This is a genomic window from Kutzneria sp. NPDC051319 (assembly GCF_040682195.1).
In the GTDB taxonomy this organism is placed as follows: domain Bacteria; phylum Actinomycetota; class Actinomycetes; order Mycobacteriales; family Pseudonocardiaceae; genus Kutzneria.
In genome coordinates this window covers 1-25,362 of the sequence record NZ_JBFBAM010000051.1, presented here as the reverse complement: position 1 = coordinate 25,362, position 25,362 = coordinate 1, and the positions used below count along the sequence as shown (strand labels likewise).

17 protein-coding genes are annotated in these 25,362 nt (G+C 70.3%); 6 read left to right on the top strand and 11 right to left on the bottom strand.

Translation table 11 applies throughout. From position 1 onward, the window contains the following. Positions 1-28: 28 nt before the first annotated feature. The 3 genes from AB0M73_RS34925 to AB0M73_RS34915 form a co-directional block, all read right to left on the bottom strand. Positions 29-793, bottom strand: coding sequence for an IclR family transcriptional regulator (locus AB0M73_RS34925; RefSeq protein WP_363900032.1), 765 nt, complete (start codon positions 791-793; stop codon positions 29-31). A 127-nt stretch (positions 794-920) separates the two neighbouring features. After that, entirely contained in the window at positions 921-3,245 is a 2,325-nt protein-coding gene (locus AB0M73_RS34920; protein ID WP_363900029.1) for a glycoside hydrolase N-terminal domain-containing protein, read from the bottom strand. Positions 3,246-3,539: 294 nt separating this feature from the next. Next, positions 3,540-4,673, bottom strand: coding sequence for a protein kinase (locus AB0M73_RS34915; RefSeq protein WP_363900026.1), 1,134 nt, complete (start codon positions 4,671-4,673; stop codon positions 3,540-3,542). A gap of 303 nt (positions 4,674-4,976) precedes the next feature. Between AB0M73_RS34915 and AB0M73_RS34910 the strand changes: the two genes are divergently transcribed. Then, positions 4,977-6,287, top strand: coding sequence for a MerR family transcriptional regulator (locus AB0M73_RS34910; RefSeq protein ID WP_363900023.1), 1,311 nt, complete (start codon positions 4,977-4,979; stop codon positions 6,285-6,287). After that, positions 6,284-8,710 carry a hypothetical protein gene (locus AB0M73_RS34905; RefSeq protein WP_363900020.1) on the top strand — a complete coding sequence of 809 codons (2,427 nt, stop codon included), beginning with the start codon at positions 6,284-6,286 and terminating at the stop codon, positions 8,708-8,710. Before AB0M73_RS34910 ends, AB0M73_RS34905 begins: the two co-directional genes overlap by 4 nt. Before the next feature lie 143 nt (positions 8,711-8,853). Here AB0M73_RS34905 and AB0M73_RS34900 read toward each other — a convergent pair whose 3' ends face one another. Both AB0M73_RS34900 and AB0M73_RS34895 read right to left on the bottom strand, forming a co-directional pair. Continuing rightward, positions 8,854-9,906: a LacI family DNA-binding transcriptional regulator gene (locus AB0M73_RS34900; RefSeq protein WP_363900017.1), complete on the bottom strand. Its 1,053-nt coding sequence runs from the start codon at positions 9,904-9,906 to the stop codon at positions 8,854-8,856. 64 nt (positions 9,907-9,970) lie between these two features. Then, positions 9,971-10,663 carry a hypothetical protein gene (locus tag AB0M73_RS34895; RefSeq protein ID WP_363900015.1) on the bottom strand — a complete coding sequence of 231 codons (693 nt, stop codon included), beginning with the start codon at positions 10,661-10,663 and terminating at the stop codon, positions 9,971-9,973. A gap of 597 nt (positions 10,664-11,260) precedes the next feature. Between AB0M73_RS34895 and AB0M73_RS34890 the strand changes: the two genes are divergently transcribed. From AB0M73_RS34890 to AB0M73_RS34875, 4 genes are read left to right on the top strand one after another with little or no spacing between them, the layout of a single operon-like run. After that, positions 11,261-11,644 (top strand): hypothetical protein, encoded by a 384-nt coding sequence (locus AB0M73_RS34890; protein ID WP_363900013.1) that lies wholly within the window; start codon positions 11,261-11,263, stop codon positions 11,642-11,644. Positions 11,645-11,656: 12 nt separating this feature from the next. Continuing rightward, the gene (locus AB0M73_RS34885; RefSeq protein WP_363900010.1) at positions 11,657-14,344 is read left to right on the top strand and encodes a hypothetical protein; all 2,688 of its coding nucleotides are present in this window, start codon (positions 11,657-11,659) and stop codon (positions 14,342-14,344) included. After that, entirely contained in the window at positions 14,341-15,336 is a 996-nt protein-coding gene (locus tag AB0M73_RS34880) for a rhamnogalacturonan acetylesterase (RefSeq protein WP_363900007.1), read from the top strand. The genes AB0M73_RS34885 and AB0M73_RS34880 overlap by 4 nt, the downstream gene beginning before the upstream one ends. A gap of 22 nt (positions 15,337-15,358) precedes the next feature. Then, positions 15,359-16,804 (top strand): BNR repeat-containing protein, encoded by a 1,446-nt coding sequence (locus AB0M73_RS34875; RefSeq protein ID WP_363900005.1) that lies wholly within the window; start codon positions 15,359-15,361, stop codon positions 16,802-16,804. 13 nt (positions 16,805-16,817) lie between these two features. Here AB0M73_RS34875 and AB0M73_RS34870 read toward each other — a convergent pair whose 3' ends face one another. The 6 genes from AB0M73_RS34870 to AB0M73_RS34845 form a co-directional block, all read right to left on the bottom strand. Beyond that, positions 16,818-18,647 (bottom strand): DUF6807 family protein, encoded by a 1,830-nt coding sequence (locus AB0M73_RS34870; RefSeq protein ID WP_363900002.1) that lies wholly within the window; start codon positions 18,645-18,647, stop codon positions 16,818-16,820. Continuing rightward, entirely contained in the window at positions 18,644-19,174 is a 531-nt protein-coding gene (locus tag AB0M73_RS34865; protein ID WP_363899999.1) for a hypothetical protein, read from the bottom strand. Before AB0M73_RS34865 ends, AB0M73_RS34870 begins: the two co-directional genes overlap by 4 nt. Further along, the gene (locus AB0M73_RS34860; protein ID WP_363899996.1) at positions 19,171-19,998 is read right to left on the bottom strand and encodes a carbohydrate ABC transporter permease; all 828 of its coding nucleotides are present in this window, start codon (positions 19,996-19,998) and stop codon (positions 19,171-19,173) included. The genes AB0M73_RS34865 and AB0M73_RS34860 overlap by 4 nt, the downstream gene beginning before the upstream one ends. Next, the gene (locus tag AB0M73_RS34855; protein WP_363899993.1) at positions 19,995-20,879 is read right to left on the bottom strand and encodes a sugar ABC transporter permease; all 885 of its coding nucleotides are present in this window, start codon (positions 20,877-20,879) and stop codon (positions 19,995-19,997) included. The genes AB0M73_RS34860 and AB0M73_RS34855 overlap by 4 nt, the downstream gene beginning before the upstream one ends. Continuing rightward, the gene (locus AB0M73_RS34850) at positions 20,876-22,150 is read right to left on the bottom strand and encodes an extracellular solute-binding protein (protein WP_363899990.1); all 1,275 of its coding nucleotides are present in this window, start codon (positions 22,148-22,150) and stop codon (positions 20,876-20,878) included. Before AB0M73_RS34850 ends, AB0M73_RS34855 begins: the two co-directional genes overlap by 4 nt. A gap of 67 nt (positions 22,151-22,217) precedes the next feature. Then, entirely contained in the window at positions 22,218-25,187 is a 2,970-nt protein-coding gene (locus AB0M73_RS34845; RefSeq protein ID WP_363899987.1) for a glycoside hydrolase family 2 TIM barrel-domain containing protein, read from the bottom strand. Positions 25,188-25,362 lie beyond the last annotated feature (175 nt).

The window sequence follows — 25,362 nt, the reverse complement described above, 5'->3', positions numbered from 1 at the left end:
AAGACGACTTGCGTGCCGCCCGCCGAGGTCACCCCGGTGTGGCGAGAGCGCGGGAGAGCGCTCGTACGCTGGTGCGAACCAACGGCACCAAGAAGTGCGGCGAAGTGCTGCCGTGATGCACGACCAGGGACACCGCCGCGACGACCTGACCGTGGCCGTCCTGGACCGGCGCGGCGACCGAGAGGGTGTCCATGGAGATCTGCCGGTCGCTGATGGCAAAGCCCTGTGCCCGCACGTCGGCCAGCATTCGGCGCAACTGCGCCGGATCGGTCACCGTCCGCGGTGTGTAGCGCTCGATCGGCATGCTCAGCACCGTGGCCTGGATCTCGGCCGGGGCGTGCGCGAGCAGCACCAGCCCGACACCGGTCGCCGTCAGCGCGAACCGCCCGCCGACCCTGGTCAGCACCGGAACCGCGCCGGAGCCGGCGATCCGCTCGACGAAGACGACCTCGGTGCTCTCACGGACGGCGAGCTGAACGTTCTCCTTCGTGATCTGCGACAGGTCTTCCAGGAAGGGCAGCGCCCGCTCGCGCAATCCCTGGCCACGCGGGGCCAGCGAGCCGATTTCCCACAGGCGCAGCCCGATGCGGAACAGGCCGTCGTCACCGCGTTCGACGGCGCCCAGGGCACACAGGTCCCGCAGCAGCCGGTGCACGGTCGGCAGCGGCATGTCCGATCTACGGGCGATCTCGCTCAGGGTCAGTGCCCGGCGCTGCGCATCGAACGCGTCCAGCAGCCGGAATGCCCGTCGCACGACGGAGCCGGTCGGGCCGGCCGGTCGGCCTCTTCGCATCGTCACCTACTCGCCGTGGTGCACCCGTCCACCTGATCACCCCGTCATTGCCGCCAGCTCCTGGTTCGAGTACCGTGCCGGCTTTGACCGACCTGGACTTCAGGTACGGGTCGGGACTGCGTAGAGCCTAGATCAGCGAGATCGTTCCCTCTCCCGCACGGCACAGCCGCTCCCGCGTCGTGCCGACGGCGTCGCGCCACCGCAGCAGGACCGTGCCGCCGTTGGCGGCGTTCGGGCCGGCGACCACGCGGCACCGGGTAGGTGCATTGTTCGTCCAGGCGAGCAGTTCCACCGTGAAGCCGCCGCGTGCGCGCAGCCCGCGCACCTCGCCGTCGGGCCATGCGGACGGCAGCGCGGGCAGCAGATCGAGCCGTCCGTCGTGGTGGGACTGGAGCAACATCTCGGCGATGGCGGCGGTGGCGCCGAAGTTGCCGTCGATCTGGAACGGCGGATGCGCGCAGAGCAGCGACGGATAGACGCCTCCCTCGTCGCCACCGGAACCGTCGGCCGGGACGGGTCGCAGCAACAGGTCGAGCAGCCGGTACGCCCCGTCCCCGTCACCGAGTCGAGCCCACAGAGCGGCCTTCCACGCCGTCGACCACCCGGTGCTCGCATCGCCGCGCTGCTCCATGCTGCGCCGGGCCGCGTCGGAATGCGTTGCCAGCACGGTGTTTCCGGGGAACACGCCGCTCAGGTGGGAGACGTGACGATGCGTCGGCTCGGTCTCCTCCCGTGCGATGTGCCACTCCAGCAGCCGTCCGTCCGACCCCGCGGCGATCGGCCGCAGGCGCGGCAGCGCGGCCGCGATCTCGGCGAGCAGCGTCGGATCGGCCGCGTCGCCGGCGTCCTCGGCGCTGCGCCGTAGGAAGCCGAAGAGCTCGCGGAGCAGCGTCCCGTCCATTGTGGACGACATGTCCACGGCGGCCGGGCCGTCCGCCGTCACGAAGCGGTTCTCCGGCGAGGTGGCGGGGCCGGTCACCAGCCAGCCGTCCTCGTCCTCGTGGAGCAGGTCCAGCGCGAAGCTCGCGGCGCCGGCCGCCAGCGGCCACGCGGTGCGGCGCAGGAAGTCCCGGTCGCGGCCGAACTCCCAGTGCTCGGCCAGATGCAGGCAGAGCCAGACGCCGCCCATCGGCCAGAACGACCACATCGGATCGTCCCGCCCCTCCCCCACCGGCCAGGTCGCCCGCCACAGGTCGGTGTTGTGATGGCATGCCCAGCCGCGCGCCCCGTAGAGCCCGCGCGCGACCCCGCGACCGGCCTCGGCGAGCTCTCCGACCAGACGCAGCAGTGGTTGGTGGCACTCCGCCAGACCGGTCGTCTCGGCCGGCCAGTAGTTCATCTCCGTGTTGATGTTGAGCGTGTAGTCGCAGTTCCAGGGCGGCGTCACCTGGTCGTTCCACAGGCCCTGCAGGTGGGCGGGCTGGCTGTCCGCACGCGAGCAGGCGAGCAGGAGATAGCGGCCGAAGTCGAAGAGGACCGACATCAACCACTCATCGGACTCGCCGCCGGCACGGGCGCGCAACCTCGCGTCGAGCGGACGATCCTGCGGCGGCCGACCACCGAGTCGCAACGTCACCCGCCCCATTCGCTCGGCATGTTCCTCTCGGTGTTCCGCGCGGAGTTCCGTCCACGGCCGGCCGAAAGCGGCGGCGATGGCCCGCTCGGCGACCGCCGCGCAGGCCGGCCCGTCCGACGTCGGCTGTAGGTCCCAGCCCGCGAATCCCGTTCGCACGTCGACGAAAACGGTCAGCCGCCGAACACCCCGTAGGCGCAACACCGCACCGTCCACCACCAGGGACCCGCCCGCTTCCGATCGGGCGCGGGCCACCGCGGCGGCGCGCAGTGCCCGGTCGGCATGCTCGACGACCGGTCCGTGATCATCGCGGCCGACATGGGCGGGCGCCGCCAACAGCAGGGCCAGTCCGTCCTGGCCGGACGGTTGAACGCCGGCGGGATGAATGCTGTGCCGGTGCTGCGAGGTCTGCCACCGCAGTTCGCCGTCCCGTGGTTCCTCGCTCGCCCAGTGCAGCACCATGATGCCGTGCCGCACCTCCGCCAGCGCCTCGGTGACGGTCCCGTCCGACAGGTGGCGGGCGATGCCGTCGACCAGGTTCAGCTCGCGGCGCAGACCCGGTGCCGCGGTGGCCGGTCTCGTCCACCGCAGCACCAGGTCCCCGACCGGCTGGAAGGCCTCGGCGTTGCGTCCCTGGACCGTCTTCAGCAGCTCGCCCGCCGCGACGTGGCGGCCGTCCCGGAGCATCTCCCGGACCGTGTCGAGCAATCCGTCCGGCACGGTCGGCTCGCCGGGGGCCGGCGGGCCGGACCAGAAGGTGTCCTCATTGACGGAGCAGCGAAGCTCGCTCGCCCCGCCCCGGACCATCGCGCCCAGTCGGCCGTTGCCGATCGGCAGACCCTCCACCCAGCGCTCGGCCGGGCCGTCGAACCAGATCATGCCCGTCCGGACGACGGGGCCATCGAGGGCCGGGCACGTCGCGGGGTCCTACGCATGGCACGGCGCCCTTCTCGAATGAATTCGACGCGGCGTGCTCGCCGCACAGCGAATCGCAGGATAGCGGCACACTGTGACACGCCATTTCGCACACGGTCAAGACGCTCCCGATCGCCAGCGGGAGGTCTGGTCCATGTTCATGGGATTGCACCTGTGGCTTCGATTAGTTCGACGACGACGCCGACCCACCAGAATTGTCGAATATTCGACGCCGGTAGGCAATTCTCGCCACGCTCGTCAGTCGAACGGCCAACCCCAGTCGTCGTGATCCGTCCCGAACAGCTTCTTGAACAATCCGGGTGGCAGCCTCAGCGGCTTCTTGATCAGGCCGGGCGGTGTGTCCGTGGTGGTCGGGTCGGCACTGACCGTGGGCGGCTGGGTGCTCGTCGTCGGAGATGCGCTCGTTGTCGGAGTTGCGCTGGTCGTGGGGTGCGTGCCCGCGGTCGGCGGCCGCTTGGTCGCCTGCGTTGGATACGACACCGGCCGCCCAGGGGTCGCGGTCGGGCCGGGAACCGGGAGCTGCCCCGGCGGCGTCGGCGCGGGGGCCGCGACCGGCTGTGTGGCCTGGTGCGGAACGGACGTGGGAACGAGCGCGATGGCGGCCGCAGCCACCAGACCGCCGGCGGCGGCGAGACCGGCGACCCGGCCCCAGCGCAGCGCGGCGGCCGATGGCGAGCTGGGACCGGCTCGCAGTGTGTCCGCGGCCTGGCTGAGCCGTTGGGCACTGACCGCCGCGGTCGGGCGTCGCTCGGGATTCCGGCACGTCATCGCGGCCAGCACACGGGCCAGCGGCCCTGGGATCGCCTCGTTGCCCCCGTCCCGGTCCGGCCCGTTCAGGCAGTTCAGCAGGACGAGCCCGAGCGCGTGGACGTCGGCCGCGGCCGTGCCGTCCTGGGGACGGGCGACGCCGAAGCCCACCAGCCGCCACCGTCGGCTCGCGTCGATCAGCACGCTGGCGGACGTCAGCTCGCCGTGGATGAATCCCGCCGCGTGAATGCGGGCCAGTCCCTCGGCCAGGCCGGCGCCCAGGGCAGCGGTGTCCGCCGCGGACACCGGCCGCTCGTTCGTGCCGTCGAGCAGATCGATCCCGTCGACCGGTTCCATCACCAGAAAGGGGTGGCCGTCGGCCATGCCCCCGTCGTACAGCGCCACCAGGCAGGGGTGCCGCAGGCCGGCCAGCGACTTGATCTGCTCGGTGAACAGGGGTGCGGCCGCCTCGTCCACCACCGACTTGAACATCTTGACGATGACCGGTCGGCCCAGGACGAGGTCGTGCGCTTCGCACATCCAGCCGTCGCTTCGCTGCCCCAGTGGCGCGTCGAGACGGTACCTCCCGTTTAGTACAATGCTCGGCTGGTTGGCGACCGACATGAAACCCCCGACCTCGACGTGGCTGGACTGCACGAGTGACTACGCATTCCGCTGCGTAAAGGTTCGCTTGTGCCAATGACGACCGAGGCGCCGCGGCCGGCCCGAAAGAATCCCGGCGGGGATGTCGACAACGGCGAGTTCATTTCGACGCATTGGCCGCGGATCCACCGACGGGTCGACCGGACGAACGGAGCTGGCCGCCGTGTTCGTCCCAACCCTGTGCCGCGACGCCAAGGTCACGGTCTGCGCCCGCGTCGGACCGCCCTTGACTCTCAGGCCGCTTGAGATCTCATAGTGGCTGGTGTGAACGAGCTCTACTCCATCGGGGACGTCGCCCGCCGCACCGGCCTGAGCGTGAGCGCGATCAGGTTCTACGCCGACGAGGGCGTCGTCGCGCCCACCGGCCACACCGAGGGCGGCTTCCGGCTGTACGACGTGCACGCCATCGCCCGCCTCGAACTCGTGCGCACCCTGCGCGACCTCGGCGCCGGTCTGGACGACATCCGCCGGGTGCTGGGCGCGCAGACCACCCTGCACGACCTGGCCGTCGCGCATCTGCGGCTGGTCGAGGACCAACTGCGCCAGTTCCGGGCCCGCCGCGCGGTGCTGCGGACCATCGTGCGACAACACACCACAACGGAGCAGGTGAGCCTGATGCACAAGCTCGCGTCCATGTCCGACGACGACCGCGACCAGCTCATCACCCGGTTCTGGGACTTCGTGACCGACGGCCTCGACGTCCACCCCGGCTACGTCGAGCGGCTGCGCGACCGGCGGCCGCACCTTGCCGACGAGCCCACCACCGAACAGCTCGAGGCCTGGATCGAACTGGCCGAGATCGTGCAGGACGAACAGTTCCGCACGGCGCTGCGCGATCACCTGCACCGCATCTTCGGCACCGAACAGGGCAAGCTGATGACCTCGCCGGAGATGATGGCGCATGCCGAGACGCAGCGGCGGCTCCATCTCGAGGCGCAGGCGGCACAGCAGGCCGGCGTGCCCGCCGATTCGCGGCAGGCCCGGGACATCGCCGAGCGCATGGCCGCGCACCGCGCCGAGTTCGTCGCCGCCATGACCGGGCGGCACGACGCCGACAAGTCCCGGCGCACCATGATCGGCTTCGACCGGGACAAGGCGGCCGAAGTCCGGGCCAGGATGACCGGACTGAACCTGATCACCAGGTACAGCACGCTGGTGGCGACGATCAACGGCACTCCCCAGCCGGATCCCGAAACGAGCGGCCACGGTTCAGGAATGGCTGGCCGCTGCCCTGCGTCACGACACCACCTGACCGCGACCTGGTGGTGTCGTGACGCAGGAGGTCGGCCGAACGGTCAGGCCGTCGACGCCGAGCCGATCGGGCGGAGACTCCAGAAGAGAGAACTTTCACCAGTAGCCGATCGGGCTAGAGGGGCCCCCGTTCTGCCCAGCGCGACGATGCCGCAGGCGTGCACAGAGTCCGGTCGCACACCATGGATTCGCGCGGACAGAGCAGCGAGGTTCGCGTCCCAGCGACCCTTGTTGTCCCATGGCAACTGTCTTCCTACGCTCGCCTTCGCGCAGCCGCCGGCAATCCCGGCGGAGGTGTCCATTGGGGAACGAGGGAGAGCATGAGACGAAGACTGGCCTTCGCACGCTCCACTTTGACCATCGGCGTCGTGATAACCGCGGTGGCCGCCGGTGTGGCCGCGCCGACCGCCGTCGCGGCGCCGTCCAGGTTGACCAAGAGCGTGCAGGACGTGACAAGTCCGGGCGCTGATCCGGTGCATCACGCCGACACTCTCAACTGGGTGCTCAGCTACGCCAACAACAGTTCGAGCGGTTCGGCCCCGGCCACCGTCACCGACCCTGTCGAGGGCGCGCAGACCTATGTGCCGGGGTCGCTCCAGGTGCCGCCGGGCTGGACGCCGTCCTGGTCGGCCGACGGCACGAACTTCCAGGGCACCGACCTGGGCGCGGCAACGGTGGCGGTGCGCGCGACCAACCCCGGCGCCCGCGCCGGCGGCACCAACCTGGGCAACATCCTGCTGGCGCCGGTGAAGCCGACGGCCACCGCGACCGGCGGCGACGGCTACACGCCGATCGTCTACCGCCGCGCGGACGGCACGGTCGAGGCGTGGAACATGTACCACCACCTGTACGCCGCCGCGCCCAAGCTGGTCTGCACGGACCTGACGGCCGGCGCGCCCTGTGCCGGCGGTCCCTGGCCGCGCCCGGTCAACGCCGCGCCCGGCCCGTTGGGCTCGGGCGCCACTGGCGACCTCGCCAGCACGCTGACCCCGCAGTACGTGCAGGATCCGGGTCGGCCCGGCGTGGTGTACTACGCCGCCACGACCGACGCCTCTGTCGGCGTCGGCTGCCTCGACCTGGCCGCGCGGGCCAACTGCGGCTACTTCCCCCTGGTCAACACCGGCAGCGGCGGCGCGTACGGCCTCGCCGGCCTGGTCACCACCAGCGGCAACCTCTACGGCTTCGGCACCAACGGCCAGGTGGCGTGCCTGACCATCGCCTCGCAGTCGCCCTGCGCCGGCCAGCCGTACGCCCCGGTCGTGCCGGCCAACAACAACGCGCCCGGTGGCCTGTACATGGGTTCGTTGGCCGTGGCCGGCGGCAAGGTGTTCGGCTCGTCGTCGCCGGGCGGCCCGGTGGTGCTGGGCTGCTTCGACCCGGCCACCGCTTCGGCCTGCGCCGGCTGGAGCAGCCCGCACACGGTCGCGCCGAGCGGCAACTCGTACAACGCCTACACCGCCTACGACACCGGCAACAACGCCGTCGGCGCGTGTTCGACGACGGCCGGCAATCCCACGTCGACCACGACCTGCTACAAGATCGACGGCACCTCGTTGGCCGCGCCGACCGTGTTCAACGGCCTGAGCAGCCAGCTGGTCTTCGATCCGGAGAACGCCCTCGGCCCGGACGGGCACCTGCGCGGCTACACCGGCATCTGGGGTGGATCCGTCGCCGGCGCCACCGTGTGCTACGACTGGACGGCTGCCGCCGCGTGTGCCGGATTCCCTTTGCCGGCAACCCATCCCTCGGCCAACGGCGGTGCGACGCGGGACTACGGCTACGCGTACGACCAGACCACCCGCTGCCTGTTCGGGCTCGGCGACGCCGGGGTCCTGTTCTCCGAGGACCCGTCGACGTCGAGCTCGCCGTGCATCCACAGTGGCGCGGACGTCACGCTGACGCCGTCGTCGTTCTACTGCGACGGTGGAACCAACCACATCCACGGCTACACGGATGCCCGGCTGGAGAACATGAACCTGACCAACGTGAACCTGGCCGTGTCGACCGCGGATGTCAGCGACGTCAACGGTTCCGTGTTCGCCCATCCGTCGTTCGCCGCCGACGGCAGCCTCGACCTGTCGGGCATCTCGCCGGCCGCGCATCCGGCCATCACCGTCTCGGCACACCTGGTGTTGAACAACAGCAACGACTTCACCGGCGGCAACCAGCCGCATCTGGTGGTGTCGTTCAGCGGCGACGCGCCCCAGATCTGTTTCCGCACCACGGTTTCGTCGACCTGCACGGTGAGCGGCGTGACCGACACCGCCACCGGTTCGGACGCCACCGGCCCGCTCACCTCCAACACCGTGAGCCTGCGGGTCGCCCCGGGATCCGGTTGCCAGCCAAACGTGTCGGTGAACAAGGAGATCTGCGCGTCCGCGCACGACAGCGACTGCGGGCCCGGTGGTCCGGGGCCGTGGGTGAAACACGCGACTCCAGGTCTGCTCGGGCTGCTGTTGGCCCACCCGCACTGGCGGATCACGGTGACCGACGCCGGTCCGGTCGGCATCACCGGCGCCACCGTCAACGACAGCGCGGAATCGTCCTGCCGGAGCGCGGCCGGCACGTTCGATCTGGCGGCGGGGCAGAGCAAGCAGGTCTACTGCTCGACCCAGCTGCTGATTTCTCTGTTGCCCTTCACCAACACGGCGTCGGCCTCGTACGTGCCGGTGAACTCGCCGGACGGCACGCCGCCGTCCAGGACGAGCGGTTCCTCGGCGGTGGCCTGCAACCTGCTCGGGTGTTGATCGCTTGATCGCCGGACCGCGGTGCCGCTGTCGGCGGCACCGCGGTTGCGGTCGGGCCGGTGAGCTGTCGTGGTTGAGCCGGGAACGCGTTCAGGGCGGGTCGAAGCCGCGGTTGGGTCCGGGCGGCCGACGAACCTGTGCCCTCACGCTGAATCCCGCAGCACCAGATTGGTGCCGAGGGCCGCCTGGCGGTGCTCGACCACCGTGCCGTCGAGGATGGCGAGGAGCTCACGGGCGCTCTGCGCACCAAGCTCCTCGACCGGTTGTCCCACGGTGGTCAGCGGCGGATCCGTGGTGCGGGAGATCGGCGCGTCGTCGAAGCCGATCACGGCGACGTCGTCGGGCACCCGCCGCCCGAGGCGCCGCAGGACCCGCATCACGCCGACGGCCATCAGGTCCGAGGCGGCGAAGATGGCGTCCACGTCGGGCCGCCGGTCCAGCAGCCGCAGCGCGGCGTGCTCCCCGGACGGCAGACTGAAATCGCCGTGCACCACCAGACCCGGGTCGAACCGGCCGGCGTCGGTGAGCGCGTCGCTGAATCCGGCGAGCCGGTCCACGCCGGCGGACATGTCCTTCGGCCCGGCGACGGTGGCGATCCGGGTCCGGCCGGTCTCGATCAGGTGGCGCACCGCGAGGGCCGCTCCGCCGTGATTGTCAACGTCCACAGAGGAATAGCGGGTCGGATCGGCGCCCACCGGCCGACCGACGACGACCATGGGGACACCGACCCGCTCCAGCGGTCCGGCATGCCGCGCGTGCATGCTGACGATCAACGCGCCGTCGACATGGTCGCTGCGTAAGTGGCGCAGCGCCGGGGACTTGCCGTTGCGGGCAGAATCGACGGTCAGCAGGACCACATCGTGGTCGGCCGCGGCCAACTCCCGATTGATCCCCCACAGGATCCGGCTGAAGTACGGGTCGGCCAACAGTCGGCTGCCGTCCTCGCACACTGTCACGGCGACCAGGCCGGCGCGCCGGGGCTCATGCGCCCGGCCGGCCCGCTGGCGGACGTAGCCGAGCCGGTCGACCGCCTGCACCACCTGTCGGCGCGTTTCCGGCCGGACGTGGTGGAAACCGTTGAGCACACGGGACGCCGTGGCCAGCGAGACCCCGGCGGCATGGGCCACGTCCACCAGCGTCGGTCGGACATCTGTCAGGTTGAGCACGGCAGCGTCCGCCTCTCGGAGGAACAACACGACCCGGGTCCGCCTCCGCCCGCGGAGGCGGCGCAGGACCCGTCGCCGTGTCGGATCGGGCCGATCAGGACGAGGAGACCGAGAAGCTGTTCGAGGTGAAGTTCAGCGACCGCCCGGTCGAGGTGATCTCGAAGCCGAACTGCACGTCGCCCAGTGTCACGTCGCCGAACCAGCCCTTGGACCTGATCCAGTTCAGCACGGCCTTGACGTCCACCGAGCCGGCGTTCGTGTTGCCGTGCCGCAGGAACGAGAACACGGCGTTGGCGCCGTTCGATCCCTTGTAGACGTCCCAGGTGTGGCCGCCGACGGTGACCGTGGTCTGCTTGCTGCCGATCGGGCCGACCGCGCCGGTCTTGTTCATCCACAGCATGATCTCGTAGGCGTTGTTGTTCGCCCAGATGTCGTACGCCGTCTCGTAGGCGCCGCTGCCCGGCACCGTGACGTTGAAGTTGCTCGTGACCCTGCCGATGGCGCTGAGCTTCTTGCCGATGCCACGCCCGGAGTGCGGGTAGGACTTCACGCCGCCGGTGTTGGGCTGGTTGGAGGTCACGCCCCAGTTGCTGTACGAGTTGGCCCAGATGGTCTGTGGGCCGGCGCCGCCGCCCCACACGTCGTTACTGAGCGTGTAGCCCCCGTTCGACCAGGTGCCCCACTTGTCGGAGGAGGACCACCCGGCCGCGTGGGCGGTGGTGGCGGTCAGCACCAGCGTGGCGAGGGCAGCCAGGCCGACCTGGGCAAAGCGCAGGGATTTACGCATGAGCAGGGACCTTCCGAGCGTCGTTGCGCGGCGGTTCGACCGGACGGTTCATCGAGTCTTTTCGACGGATCCTCGTGATCGTCCGGTGACACAGTGTCAGGCAAGCGCACTGTGGCACGGGAATTGCGAGCCGGTCAAGAACCGGCCCCGATGGCGAGGGCCGGTCTAGACCAGGGCATGCGCGTCCACCATGGGTTCGACCAATCCGGCGGTCCCACCGGGCGTCGAATATTCGACAAATGCCAGCGTGACACGTCGAACCGGGGGGACGAATGCCCAGAGCCCGAAGACGCGGTGAGCTCGTTCGTGAGCGATGGACCTCGGCACGTGGGTCGATCACCAGTCGAAGCGTGCCGGTCCGCGGATCGCTCGGTGTAATTTTCATCTTGGCGACGATCACCGTCGACCGCCGCGCATGCCCGCCGCCACCACCGCGAACGTCCGAACCCGCGCGTCTCGTTCACGCCGAACCGCCTACCAGCGCGTCCGGCGAATTGAAACGTTTTTGGCGATGGTCGGAGCCAGCAGTACTGTCCTGCCGCACCGGACCCCGTCGCGCGATCGCACAGTCCACACCGGACACGGCAGGAGAAGTCCATGTCTCTCAGGCGCCACGCGATCCTCATGGCCGGCCTGACCGCGGGCGTGTTTCCCGCCCCGACCGCCGCCGGCAAGGTCGCCCCCACCACGGTCAACGCGCGCGGTCCGGAGGGGCAGCCCACCGGCCAGGGCGGCGCCGGAGCCCCGGGCCTGGACATCGACTTCGGCGGCAGCGCGCCGGCGATCAGCTCCCTGGCCGTCACCAAGGCCAATGCCCCGCTGGTGGCCTACCTGTCCGGCGACTCGACGTCGGAAAGCGCTTTCCACCGCCACCTGGCCGACGCGGCCGGCGCGGTGCACTACGACTCGGCGACCCACCTGTTCACGGTGACCGTCACGCCGGGAGCCGACCACAACGCCGTCATCGTGCTCACTCGCTAGGAAAGGTCGCCGATGTCGTTTCCGAGACGAATCTTCCTGGCCGGCACCGGAGCGGCGGCCGCGGCCGCCGGGCTGGGTGTGCCGCCGGCCACGACACCGACCACACCGTCGGCGGACCTGCACTGGCTGGACGGCCCGCCGCCCGCCCCGTCCGGCAGCACCTGGGGCGTGCCCTGGCCCCGTGGGCAGGTGGCCAAGGACGCGACCTTCGCCCTGGCCACCACGGACGGCGCGTCGGTTCCGGTGCAGTCGTGGCCGCTGGCCTACTGGCCGGACGGCAGTCTCAAGTGGACGGCGCACGCGACCGGCGCCGAGACGCCGGTGACCGGGGCGTTCCGGCTCAGCACGGGCGTGCCGGCCGCGCCCAGGCACCCCGTTGTCGTGTCGAAGTCGGGCGACGAGATCAGGCTCGGCAACGGTGTCGTCGATGTCCGCCTGGCCGCGCATGGTCCCACGCCCATCACCTCCATCACCCGCGGCGGCACTGTCGTCGGTCACGACGGTCGACTCACGCTGTTGTTGCAGGGACAGCACGACGACGCGAACGTGGTCCGCCGCAACGAGTGGGTCGGGTACGTCACCTCGGCGACCATCGAGCAGGCCGGCCCGGTGCGGGCGGTCGTGAAGCTGACCGGTCGCTATCGCCTGCCGGGCGACGTGCGGTCGGTCCTGCCCTGGACGCTGCGGATCTACCTCGGGGCCGGCGACGAGGCCATCCGCCTGGTGCACCACTTCGTGTGGGACGCCGACGTCGACCACGACCTCATCGGGGGGCTCGGGCTGCAGATCGCGGTGCCGATGGCCGAGGAGCCGCACAACCGGCACATCCGCTTCGGCACGGCGGCCGGCGGCATCTGGGGCGAGCCGGTGCGGGTGCTGACCGGCCTCCGCCGCGACCCGGGGTCGGCCGTGCGTGCCGCCCAGATCGCCGGCACCGCCACCCCGCCCGTCGATCAGTGGTCGCAGCAGGTGCGCGACGGGTACCGGCAACTGGCCGTGTGGAACGACTTCACGCTGTTCCAGGAGACGGCGAACCACTTCTCGGTGTGGAAGCGGACCTCCGCCAAGGCCAGTTGGCTCAAGCACGCCGGGCACGGCGACCGCGCATCGGGTTTCGGCTACGTGGGGAGCACCAGCGGCGGCCTCGCCTTCGGCATGAGCGACTTCTGGCAGCGTTTCCCCCGCGCGGTGGACGTCCGCGGCGCGGCCGGCGACACCGCCACCGTCACCTTGTGGTCATGGGCGCCGCAGGCCGGCGCGATGGACCTGCGCCCCTACGACACCACCGCCCACGGCCTCGACCTCTCCTACGAGGACGTCCAGCCCGGATTCGCCACCCCGGAGGGCGTGGTCCGCTCCACCGAGATGTGGCTGTGGGCCCTGGACAGCACGCCGACGCGTGACCGGGTGGCGCAGCTTCCCGCCGAGGTCAGCGCGCAGATCGTGGCGTCGCCGGCCCGCTACCACGAGGCCGGCGTCTTCGGCCGCTGGAGCCTGCCCGACCGCCGCACCGCGACGCTGGCGGCCTACGAGGACGGCGTCGACCGGGAGGTCGCCTTCTACGCCGGCCAGGTCGACCAGCGCGAGTTCTACGGGTTCTGGCACTACGGCGACGTCATGCACACCTACGACGCCGACCGGCACTGCTGGCGCTACGACGTGGGCGGATACGCCTGGGACAACGCGGAACTCGGCACCGACGCGGCGTTGTGGTACGTCTTCCTGCGGTCCGGCCGGCCCGAGGTGTTCCGGCTGGCGCGGGCGATGACCCAGCACGTCAGCGAGGTCGACACGCACCACAGCGGGCGGTTCGCCGGCCTCGGTTCGCGGCATGCCGTCTCGCACTGGGGCGACGGCGCCAAGGAGGCCAGGGTCGGCGAGTCGTTCACGAAGCGGTTCGCCTACTACCTCACCGCCGACGAGCTGCTCGGCGACCTGATCAGGAGCTCGCTGCGGGCCGACGCCACGCTGCGGTCGATCGATCCGCTGCGTGAAGTGCTGCCGCCGCAGACCCAGGCGCCGGCCCGGGTGCGCATCGGCCCCGACTGGTACGCGCTGGTGAGCAACTGGCTGACCGAGTGGGAGCGCACCGGCGACACCCGGTGGCGGGACCGGATCGTGACCGGCATGCGGGACATCGCCGCCTTCCCCGCCGGGCTGTTCACCGGCGAGGCCGGCGGGGCCGTCGGCTTCGACCCCACCACCGGGCACCTGGTGAACTTCGGACGCGGCGACTTCGACGGCGGCTACAACCTGGCGATGGCGTTCTGCGGCGAGCAGATCCTGTGGGAGGCGCTGGATCTCTTCGACGTGCCGGAGTTCCGCCGCACCCTGCTGGACTTCGCCCGCTACGTGCAGGCGCCGTCGGCGGAGAAGATCGCCCGCTACGGCCGGGACTTCAACCCCCAGGTGTTCAAGACGATCTACTCCCGTGTGACCGCGTGGGCCGGCGAGCAACTGGCCGATCCGACGATCCGGTCTCGGGGCTGGCAGCAGTTCACCTCCGATCCGAGCGGCCAGCCGTGGCCGGCGGCGGTGCGGGTCTCCGGCACGGCCGTTCCCGTCCCGGTGGACGAGATCCCGACCCGGGGCACGTCCAACCCCGCAGGCGACTTCGCCACGTTCGCCACCAACGACTTCGCCCAGCGCACCCTCGCCTACATCTCCCTGCTCGCCATCGCCCCGCAGGAGGCCCCGTGATCGCCCCGATCGTCAGCGCCGTCACCCTGTTCTCGCTGCTCACCACCTCCCCCGCCGCCGCCTCGTACTCGTTCGACGTCCCGCCGGGCGACTACGACGTCACGGTCACCCTCGGCAGCGCCACCGCCGCCGCGCAGAGCGGCATCCAGGTGGAGGCGCGCCGGACGATGCTGGCCCCGGTCGGCACCCGTGCCGGCGAGTTCCGCCAGGAAGTGCTCTCGGTCAACGTGCGCAGTCCGGAGAGCATGCCCACGGGCGAAGAAGGAACCGGCACCCCGGGCCTGCAGGTCCGCCTCACCGGCAGCCATCCGGCCGCGACCAGAGTGACCGTGACACCGGCACATCACCCGCGCCTGTTCGTGATCAGCGACTCGACCGCCTCGGACTGGCTCAACGGCCCCAAACGCGGCTGGGCGCAGGAACTGCCGCAGCTGCTGCGCCCCGGGATCGTGGTGGCGAACTACGCCGACTCCGGGGAAAGCACCGTCAGCTGGCTGAGCAACCCGAAGCTGTTCGCCGCCGTGCAGCCGCTGATCCGGCCCGGTGACGAGGTGCTGATCCAGCTGGCCCACAACGACAAGACCACGCCCGAAGCCACGTTTCGGGCCAACCTGCGCAAACTGGTCGACGGCGTCCGCCAGCGCGGCGGCCGGCCCGTGCTGGTCACGCCGCCCGTGCGGCACCTGTTCGGTTCGGACGGCAAGCTCACGCCCACCGGCCTGGTCGTCAACAACCTCGGTGTCGACCTGCCCGCGGTGATCCGCTCCCTGGCCGGCGAGCTGCACACGCCACTGATCGACCTCACCGCACGCAGCCAGGCGCTGCTGGAGGGGCTGGGCGAAGCCGCTTCCTGGCCGCTGTACCTGACCGTCGCCCACGACGGCGTGCAGGACTCTTCGCACTTCTCGGAGTACGGGGGGACGGTGATGGCCGGTCTCGTCACGCGTGACATGGCCGACGCCCACCTGCCCGCCGCCGCCTTCCTGCGCTGACCACAACGACGGGTGCCTTGAAATGATCTTGAAAGCCAGGGTTGCATCTCGCGGCTTCCTGGTGGCCATGGCGCTCACCGCCATCGTGGCCACGCTGGCCACAGCCGCCCCGGCCGGCCGTGCGCACGCCGCCGGCTCGGTCGCCGTGACCAGGACCGCCGACACCCAGCTGGATCCGACCGCGCTGTACTTCGTCTCCTACGACGGGCTGGTCAACAACGACTCGTTCCAGCAGAGCGGGATCCTGTCCTACGCCGGCTACCAGTACGCCGCCTGGTACACCGCCGACCGGAACGCGGTGATCGCCCGCCGCCGGCTGCCGTCGGGGTCCTGGGCCACCGTGAAACTGCCGCACCAGCTGTCGACGAACGACTCCCACAACGTCATCTCGCTGGGCGTCTCCCCCGCCGACGGACGGCTGCACATCGCCATGGACACCCACGACAATCCGGTCTACTACGTGGCCTCGGTCGCCGGCCTGCTGTCGCACCCGGCCTCGCACCCGTGGACGGGGGCGGATTTCGGCGCGGTGCAACGCACCTTGGGCGGCGTGGACCTCGGTTCGATCACCTATCCGCAGTTCCTGGTCACGCCGACGGGCGCGCTGCAGCTCTCCTACCGCACCGGCGCCTCCGGCAACGGCACCAACGAGCTGGCCGAGTACGCCGGCGGCCGGTGGACGAAGCTGGGCCGATGGCAGTCGGCCACCGGGAACTACACCGGCCCCAACGGTGTGGTGAGCACCACCCGGAACATGTACCTGCACGGCATCGACTACACGCCGAGCGGCCGGCTGTATGCCACGTTCACGTGGCGGGAGGGCAACACCGGGGTGCTGTGCGCCGGCGGCGGACTGTCCAATCACGACACCGGCTATGTCTACAGCGACGATCAGGGCCGAACCTGGCACAACAACGCCGGCACGGTGGTCGGCGCCACCGGCGGGTCGGCGGTCTCCCTCGACTCGCCGGGGCTGGTCGTCGACCCGCTCGGTCCCGACCACGGCCTGATGAACCAGGAGAGCCAGGCCGTCGACTCGGCCGGCGCCGTCCACGCCCTGATCAGCTACGTGCCCGGGCGGTTCACCCAGTGCGTCACCGACTACCAGGCAGATCGCCAGCGGTACGGGCACACCTTCCTGCTGTCCAGGGCGGGGAACGGAACCTGGAGCAAGGTGGAGATTCCCGTTCAGTCCGGTTCCACCCAGCGGTCGAAGCTCGTGTTCGACAGGTACGACAACGCCTACGTGATCATGCCGTTCGGCCGGATCGTGGCGGCGACCAGGGCCAGCGGCTGGACCGACTGGACGCAGGTGTTCGGCGCCGATCAGCTCGGCGCGTTCGGCGAGGTCGACGTCGACACGTCCCGGGTCCGCGACGAGGGAGTCTTCTCCGTGCTGTACCAGCGGAAATCGACCGGTCCGACCACGCCGTCGCCGATCAGGGTCGCGGACTTCCGGCTCGGCTGACCGGTTCGACGCGTCAGGCCCGGCGGTGCACGCCGTCGAGCAGCACCATGCGCACGGTGATGTCGAGCTGCTCGCCGGCGTGCACCACCCGCGGACGCTCCCAGGCCAGCGCCGATCCGACGCCCTGGTACTGGCCGACCCGGACGAACCACGGGTCGTCCGGGCCGGACAGCACGGCGGTCCAGGGCGCGTCGGGATCGTGCACGACGACGGCGAGCCATTCCGCGCGGGCGCCGTTCACCTGCTCCTCGCCGTAAAAGTCGGGGGTGAACACCTCCACGAGCTCCGGGTCGAGCGTCGGCAGCCGCCAGAACCAGCCGCCGTAACCGGCACCGGGTCGGCCGTTGCTGCCGGGGCTGTTCAGCACCACGTCGGTCTCGGCCGACAACACGCTGTGCCACACCAACTCCCAACCGCCGGTGTGCGGCCGGACCTCGATTCGGCGACGTTCCCGCAGGAGTCCCTGGCCGGCGGCGTCACACCACTCGACCACGTCCGGCTCGATCTCACGCACCTGGCCCAACTCACCTTCGACGTAGCCGAGGCCACGGCGATAGGTCGGACCGCCCCACAGGTTGACCCCGTTGACGTCCGGCAGCGCGAGTCCGATCCCGCGGTGCCAGCGGTGATCCTCGGGGTGCTCGGCGGTGACCACGGTGCCGTGCAGGGTCCGCACCGGGTGCAGTGCGGGCCGAGGGACCACCTGCGGCAGGGACACCTTGTCCCAGCCGTACTCCGTCACGTCCTTGAGCAGGCCGGTCACCCACGGCGCCTCGAGTTCGGAGAAGGTGCGCAACTCCTCCGCGGCCCGGCCGACCACGGCGTCGACACCGACCACGTCGACATACTCGCCCCGTCGGCGCACGTTTTCCGCGCCGATCGGCAGTGGATCGGGGGCGGTGCGGATCGCCTCCAGCACCCGCGTGAACCCACCGCAACGCTGCACCGGCGACTGCAACGGCACGGCCGGATCCGCCAGGTGCGCCAACAGATTCTCCAACGGGGACACGCAGCCGAAGTCCTCCGTGCGCCCTGGCCGGACCAGCCGGTTGAGGGTGTAGTGCAGCTCCGCGCGGCCAGCGGTGCCGTGCACGATCAGCACCGGTTCCTCCTCGTCCTCGGCGCACAGGGTCACCGCGATGACGACGGTCGTGCCACGCGCGGTCCGCAGCCGCAGACAGGAGGTGTCGTCGGCGTTGATGTCCCTGGCACGGAACAACTCCAGCTCGATCGACGGCACATCGAGGACACCGGTGCTGCCGTCCAGTTCGAGCGCCGTGGCAATGCCGTGCGCGAAGGGATTGGCCAGCGCGCCGTCCCCGAGCTCGCGCCGGCCGGCCCACGACGCGCGCCGGTAGTAGTCGTCGGGGCGCCTCCACCGGCCGCGAACGCCGATTCCGGTCACGATGCCCAACTCGCCGTCACGAATGAGCGAAGCGAGGCGTGTGAACGCCTGCGATCCCAGGCTCTGGAAGCCGATCTGGCAGGCGACCCCGGCCTCCCCCACTCGCGTGACGAGCCGGTTCCAGTCCCCCAGCGTCATCGTCGGCGGCTTCTCCAACAGCAGATGCGCCCCCGCGTCGAGGACCTGGTGCGCGAGAGGAACGTGCGTGGGGATCGGTGTGGCGACGATCCCGATGTCGGCGCCGGTGGCGGCGAGCAGCCGTCCCAGTTCGGTGTCGACAGGTCGGGCGCCGACCAGACGCCTTCCCTCGTCGTCCAACGGGTTCACCTCGCACACCCCGACGAACCGGAGCCGGCCGGCAGCGTCGAGGTCGACGAGTTGCCGGAGGTAGCTGCGGCCGTAACCGGAGGCGCCGGCCAGCACCACCCGCGGCCTCATCGCGCACGCCTGCGGGCCACGGCCGCCGTCGACAGCACGAGCAAGCCGGGTGCCAGCACGACAAACGCCGGCGCCTGCACGACAACAATCGCCAGCACCACCAGCGCGGCGGCCACCAACGCGCTGCCACGCCAGTCCCGCAACGGAAGCGGGTCGGCCAGCAGCACGGCCCACGACGCGCCGGGCATCCACCGCGCGGCACCGCGCACCACCACGACGGAGACCGCCAACAGGGCCAGTCCGATCAGCGGGCCGCCGGGAACGCCGCCCAGCAACGCCACCACGTCCACCGCACCGACTGCGAGAAGAACGGCCGGCACCAGCAGCGCCACCGGATCACGCAACGCCCGCCCCAGCAACGACACGAAGCGACGGGCCGTGGGAGTCGGGCCGCCGTCGAGAAGTTCGCCCAACAGCACCGACCCCGCCGCCACCGCGCCGAGCGACGTCACCAGCGGCGCGGACGCGACGCACACCAGCACGCCGATCAGCGCGACCTCCGCGAACAACCCCAGTGACCGCGTCATCCCTTCAGCCCCGACGTCGCCGCGCCCTCCACCAAAAGCCGTTGGAACGCCAGGAAGAACAGCCCGATCGGGACCAGCGCGAGCACGGACATGGCGAACATGGGCCCGTAGGCCGACTGCGTGCTCTGGTCGACGAAGATCTGCAGCGCCAGCGGCAGGGTGAACCGGCTCGGGTCGTTGAGGTAGATGATCTGGCTGAAGAAGTCGTTCCAGGTCCAGATGAACGTGAAGATCGCGGTGGTGACCAGCGCCGGCCGCAGCAGCGGCAGCACCACGTGCCGGAACGTGCCCACCGGCCCGCAGCCGTCCAGCGTGGCGGCCTCGTCGAGCTCGCGCGGCAGGCCACGGATGAACTGCACCATCAGGAACACGAAAAAGGCATCCGTGGCCAGGAATTTCGGCAGCACCAGCGGCCAGAACGTGTCGACCATGCCCAGCTTCTGGAAGATGATGTACTGCGGGATCAGCACGACGTGCTGGGGCAGCATGATCGTGCCCATCATGAAGCCGAACATCGGCCCCCTACCGCGAAAGTGCAGACGAGCGAAGGCATACGCGGCCAGCGAGCACGAGATCACGTTGCCCAGCACCGCCCCGACCGACACCAGCAGCGAGTTGCCGAAGTAGTGCCACACACTGAACCCACCCACGCCGGCGAACACCTGGGCGTAGTTGTCCCCCGTGGGCGCCTTCGGCAGCAACGCGAGACCGGACAGCACCTCCTGCGCCGGCTTGAACGACGTGCTCACCAGCCAGATCACCGGGTACAGCAGCACCACCATTATCAGGACGACGAAGACATGCCACACCAGCCTCCGTGTCATCGGTCCTCCCCCGCGTAGAACACCAAGCCACGCGCGCCCCGGAACAACAGCAGGGTGACGCCGGCGACGACGACCAGCAGCACCCACGCCATCGCCGAGGCGTAGCCCATCCGGAAGTCGGTGAATCCCCGCTGGTACAGGTAGAGCGTGTAGAGCAGGGTCGAGTCGCTCGGGCCGCCGCGCCCGCTGCTGACCACGAAGGCGCCGGTGAACGCCTGGAACGCGTGGATGGTCTCCAGCACCAGGTTGAACAGGATCACCGGCGACAGCATCGGCAGCGTGACGCTCACCAGCCGCCGCAGCGGCCCCGCGCCGTCGATCGCGGCCGCCTCGTACAACTCACGGGGAATCTGCTTGAGGCCGGCCAAGAAGATGACCATCGGCGCGCCGAACTGCCAGGCCGCCAGCGCGACCAGGGCCAGCAGGGCGTACTGGGGCTGGTCCACCCAGCCGCCGGTGGTGATGCCCACGGCGGCGAGCACGCGGTCGACGGTGCCGCCGCTGGCGAACATCGCCCGCCACACCAGCGCCAGGCTCACGCTCGCGCCGAGCAGCGACGGCGCGTAGAACGCCGACCGGTACAGCCCGCCGCCGCGCCGTGGCCGGTTCAGCAGCAGCGCGACGGCCAGCGCGAGAACGAGCTTGAGCGGCACGGAGAACAGCACGTACCGGGCGGTGGTGCCGACCGCCGCCCAGAACCGGTCGTCCTCGGTGAACATGACCCGGTAGTTGTCCAGGCCGAGCCACTTCGGCGGGTCGAACAGGTCGTAGTCGGTGAGCGACAGGTACAGCGAGGCGAGCATCGGGCCGACCGTCAGCAGCGTCGCGCCGATGATCCACGGCGACAGGAACAGGTACGCCGCCCCCTGGGTGCGCCTCACGACAACGAGTTCTGGGCGTTCTGCACGACACGCTTCGCGCCGTCGGCGGCACTGATCCGGCCGAAGATGACGTCGTCGTAGGTCCGCTGGAAGTCTCGCTTGATCGCCGACGACCCGGTTGGCCACGCCCCGAAGGCCGGCCCGACCTTGTCCCGCTGCGCGGCCTCGTAGTCGCACACGGCCTTGTTCGCGCCGGTCGCCGCGCCGCACACCTGGGTGCGGATGTCCTGGTTGGGCGGCAGGCCACGGGTAGCGCCGAGGATCTTGCCGGCGTCCGGGTCGTTGACGAGGAAGTCCAGCAGCTTCGCCGCCGCGTCCTTGTGGCTGGAGCGCTGCGAGACGGCGAACGAGACCGGCGGCATCGCGGCCATGCCGGTGTCCTTGCCGTCGCTGGGCAGCGGCGCGGCGGCCAGCTGCGCGCCGTAGGAGGACAGGTAGCCCGTGAGGCTGGAGTCGTAATTGATCTCCGACGCGGACTGCTTGCCCACCAGCGCCGAGTTCTGCGTGGAACCGTCCATCTTGGTCGTCGCGGTCGCCGGCGTGACGCCCTTGCGGTCACGCAGCGACCCGGTCAGCGTCCAGAAGGTCTGGAGGTCGTTCGTGTCGAAGCCGAGCTTGCCCGCGGTGTAGAGGGACTTGCCGTGCTGGTGCAGCCACACCTCGAACCAGTCGATGGCCCAGCCGAAGTCGGTGGTGCCGGCCACTCCGGTCGCGCCGACCTTGGTGATCGCGTCGGTGAACTGCGCCCAGGTCCAGCTCTGGCCCTTCGCGGTCGGCACGGTCACGCCGGCGGCGGTGAATTTCGCCGGGTCCAGCACCAGCATCTGGGTGGTCTGGCCGGCCGGCACGGCGTACTGGCCGCCGTCGACCTTGCCACCGGCCAGCAGGTTGGCGTCGATCTTGTCGAGGTGCAGCGACATGCCGGCGAGGTCGGCCAGCACGTGGCGGTGCTCGTACTCGCCGATGGTGGCCCGGTCCAGCTGCATCAGGTCCGGCCCGGCGCCGCCGGCGACCTGGGTGGACAGCTTCTGGAAGTACGCGTCGTAGCCGCTGTACTCGGTCTCGACCTTGATGTCGGGGTGCAGCTTCTCGAACTGGGCCACCGCGGCCTTGGTGGCGGTGGCCCGGTCCTCGTTGCCCCACCACACGAAGCGCAGCGTCGTCGGACCGCCCGACTCGCCGCCGCACGCGGTCAGCGTCGTGGCGGCCGCCGCCACGACGGTGGCCGCCACCACCGCTCTGACACAACCTCGGGACAGCCGTTCGAGCATGGCCACACCTCTCGTTGAATCGTTTCAAACTCGGTGAGCGACCCAGGGGGCCGCCGCGGTGCCGCGGTCAGCCGGCCGTCAGCTCGGCGATCTGCAGGAACCCGTTGCCGGCGCCGGGATGGCTGCTCGACAGGTCGAGCCGGATCTTCGTGGTGGACACCGGATCGAAGGCGACCCGCGTCGGCTGGTCGGAGCCGGCGGCCCAGGTGATCTTCGGGTTGGTCACCGGCACGAAGGCTCGGCCGTCCCACCAGGACACCTGGATCGACGCCGGCAGCGAATGCACCGCGTCCACCGTGAAGTAGGCCCCGAGCTCGTCGACGCGGCGGGTCGTGGGCCACGACTCGGAAACCCAGTCGCTCGCATGGGCCTTGCTCACGGCCGGCAGCAGCGCGGTGGCGGCCTTGCTGTAGTAGTTCGACCAGCCGCCACTGGTGGTGACGCCGTCCAGCATCGCGGCGGGCAGGGTGTTCGGAGCGCCGGAGAAGCTGGCGTCCGCACCCGGACTCGCCTTGACGGCGGGCCCCGCGATCGACGGATTCCCGTTCAGCGAGCCGGAGAGCAGACCCGGCGAGGTCACCGTCAGGCTCAGCGGACCCCGGATCATGGCCAGCGCCTTGCCGTTGAACGCCGCCCGCGAACTGGACTGGTAGTTCTCGGCGCTCTCCTGTTGCCCGTTGTCGAGACCGACGAGCCGGCCGCCGGACGCGTGGAAGGTCAACTCGTTGTCGGCGTCGGGCACGGTCACGCCGTTCGCGTCGACGACCTCGGCCGTGACGAAGGAAAGTGAGCTCCCGCGGTCCGCGCTCAGCCGAATCGCCGCCGGTGCGCCGGCCGTCCGCAGCTCGTCACGGGCGACCTCCACGCCGCCGCGCTTGGCCACCGCCACGAGCCGGCCAGGAGCGAACGGCGCCGTCCACGTGAGATTGAGCTTGCCGGCGCTGCCGTTCGGACTGGTGTAGCTGCCCGGATACGGCCCGCCGGTCACGGTCTTGTCGTCCCCGGTCGCCTCGGTGGTCTCCAGGTACTTCCGGCCGTCGGCCGTCGTCTTCTGGTCGAACTTGCGCACGCCGAGGGACTTGCCGTTGAGGAACAGCTCCACCGTGTCGGCGTTGCTGTAGGCCCACACCGTCACCGGCTCCCCCGGCCGGTGGTCGGTCCAGTTCATCGGGACCAGGTGCACCATCGGATCGGCGCTCCACTGGCTGCGGAACAGGTAGTACTGGTCCTTGGGCAAGCCGGCGGTGTCGACCGCGCCGAAGAACGAGGACTTCACCGGGAACACGTCGTCGTACGGGGTCGGCTCGCCGATGTAGTCGAAGCCCGACCACAGGAACTGGCCGACGAAGAACCGGCGGTCCCGGTCCTTCTTCAGCGAGTACTGCCCGCTCATCGTCCACGACGCGAGGTTGTTGTCGTACGAGGACGCCGTCCGCCGGCCCGGCGTGTAGTTCTCACCGGAGTTGAGCTGGTCCGGGCTGTCGTAGGCGCCCCGGGTCGAGGTCTCCGAGGACGACTCCGACTCGAACAGGAACTTGGTTGGGTACTTGGCGTGCAACGCGTCCACGGAGGCGGCCGTGTTGTAGTTCAGGCCGAGACCGTCCAGCATGCGCAGGATCTGGTCCTGGGCCGAGCCGTTTGCCGGCACCGAACGGTACTTGTCCGAGCCCATCACGATCGGCCGGGTCGGGTCGGCGGCTCGGACGTCCGCGATGAGCCGCTTCGCGATCGGCACACCGATCGTGACCGAGGTCGAGTCGGGGATCTCGTTGCCGATGGACCACATGACCACCGCCGGCGAGTTCTTGGCGGCGTTGACCATCTCGGTAACGTCGGCGTCGCTGTCGGCGTCGAAGAAGCGGCCGTAGTCGTACCGCACCTTGGGGGTGCGCCAGGTGTCGAAGGCCTCGTCCATCACGACGATGCCCAGTTCCTCGCACACTTGCAGCATCTGCGGCGACGGCGGGTTGTGCGAGGTGCGCAGCGCGTTCACGCCCATGCTCTTCATGATCCGCATCTGCCGGCGCACCGCGTCCAGGTCGATGGCGGACCCGAGCGCGCCGAGGTCGTGGTGCATGTCGACGCCGTGAAGCTTCATCGCCGTGCCGTTGAGGGAGAAGCCCTGGTCGGCGTCGAAGGTGAACCAGCGCACGCCGAACGTGGTGCTGGTCTGGTCGACCAGCCGGCCGCCGACGGACAGTGTGGTGTCCACCGTGTAGAGATAGGGGGTGTCGGTCGACCACAGGTTCGGATGGTCCAAGCGCAGGTCCAGCCCCGTGGTAGCGGCGTTCCTGCCCAGTCTGACGTCACTGGACCTGCTGGTCACCGGCCTGCCGGCGGCATCCCGAACCGTGACCGCCAGCTGGGCCGGGTTGTCGCCGGACTCGCTGACCGCCGTCGTGTCCACGTGCACGGTCGCGTAGCCGGACTTGATCGTGCCGGCCAGATTCGGGGTGGTGACGAAGGTGCCGTGCCGGGCGATGTGCACCGGGTCGGTGGCCACGAGGTGCACGTCGCGGTAGATGCCGCTGCCCGAGTACCACCGGCTGCTCGGCACCTGGTTGCGCACCTTCACGTCGAGCACGTTCGGCGTGTGGCCGTCGGTGTGCGCGAGCGCCGTCAGGTCGAGGTTGAACCCGGTGTAGCCGTAGGCGTGCGTGCCTATCGGCTTCCCGTTGAAGTACACCGAGGAGTCCATGTACACGCCGTCGAATTCGATCGACAGCTTCTTGCCCGTCATCGACCTCGGCAACGTGAACGTCTTGCGGTACCAACCGAGTCCTCCGGGCAGGTACCCGGTGCCGGCGGTCGTGTTCGGGCCGGCGGTGGGGTCGAGGCCGATGCTCCAGTCGTGCGGCAGGTCCACCGATCGCCAGGACGAATCGGCCGCCGCCGGCTCGGGCGCGTCCGCTCCCGTGGTGTTCACCAGGGCGAAACGCCAGCCGTGATCGAAGTCGACGGTTCGTTCGCCGGCCTGGGCCGGTGCCGCGACCACGGGCGTGCCCGCCGTCGTCAGGCCGAGCAGAACCGTTGCCACCGCCGCAAGAAAGCGCTTACCTGAGGTGAACATGAGCCCCTGCCTTCCGGAACAGCGAGTCATGCTGCCCGTGCTTTCGCGGCACTGTCAACGAGTCGTCGATATTCGACGATATTTCGACGGCGCCGTGCGGCTCGGCCGGTCGTCAGCGACCGCGCGCCGGCCGGCGCGCGGT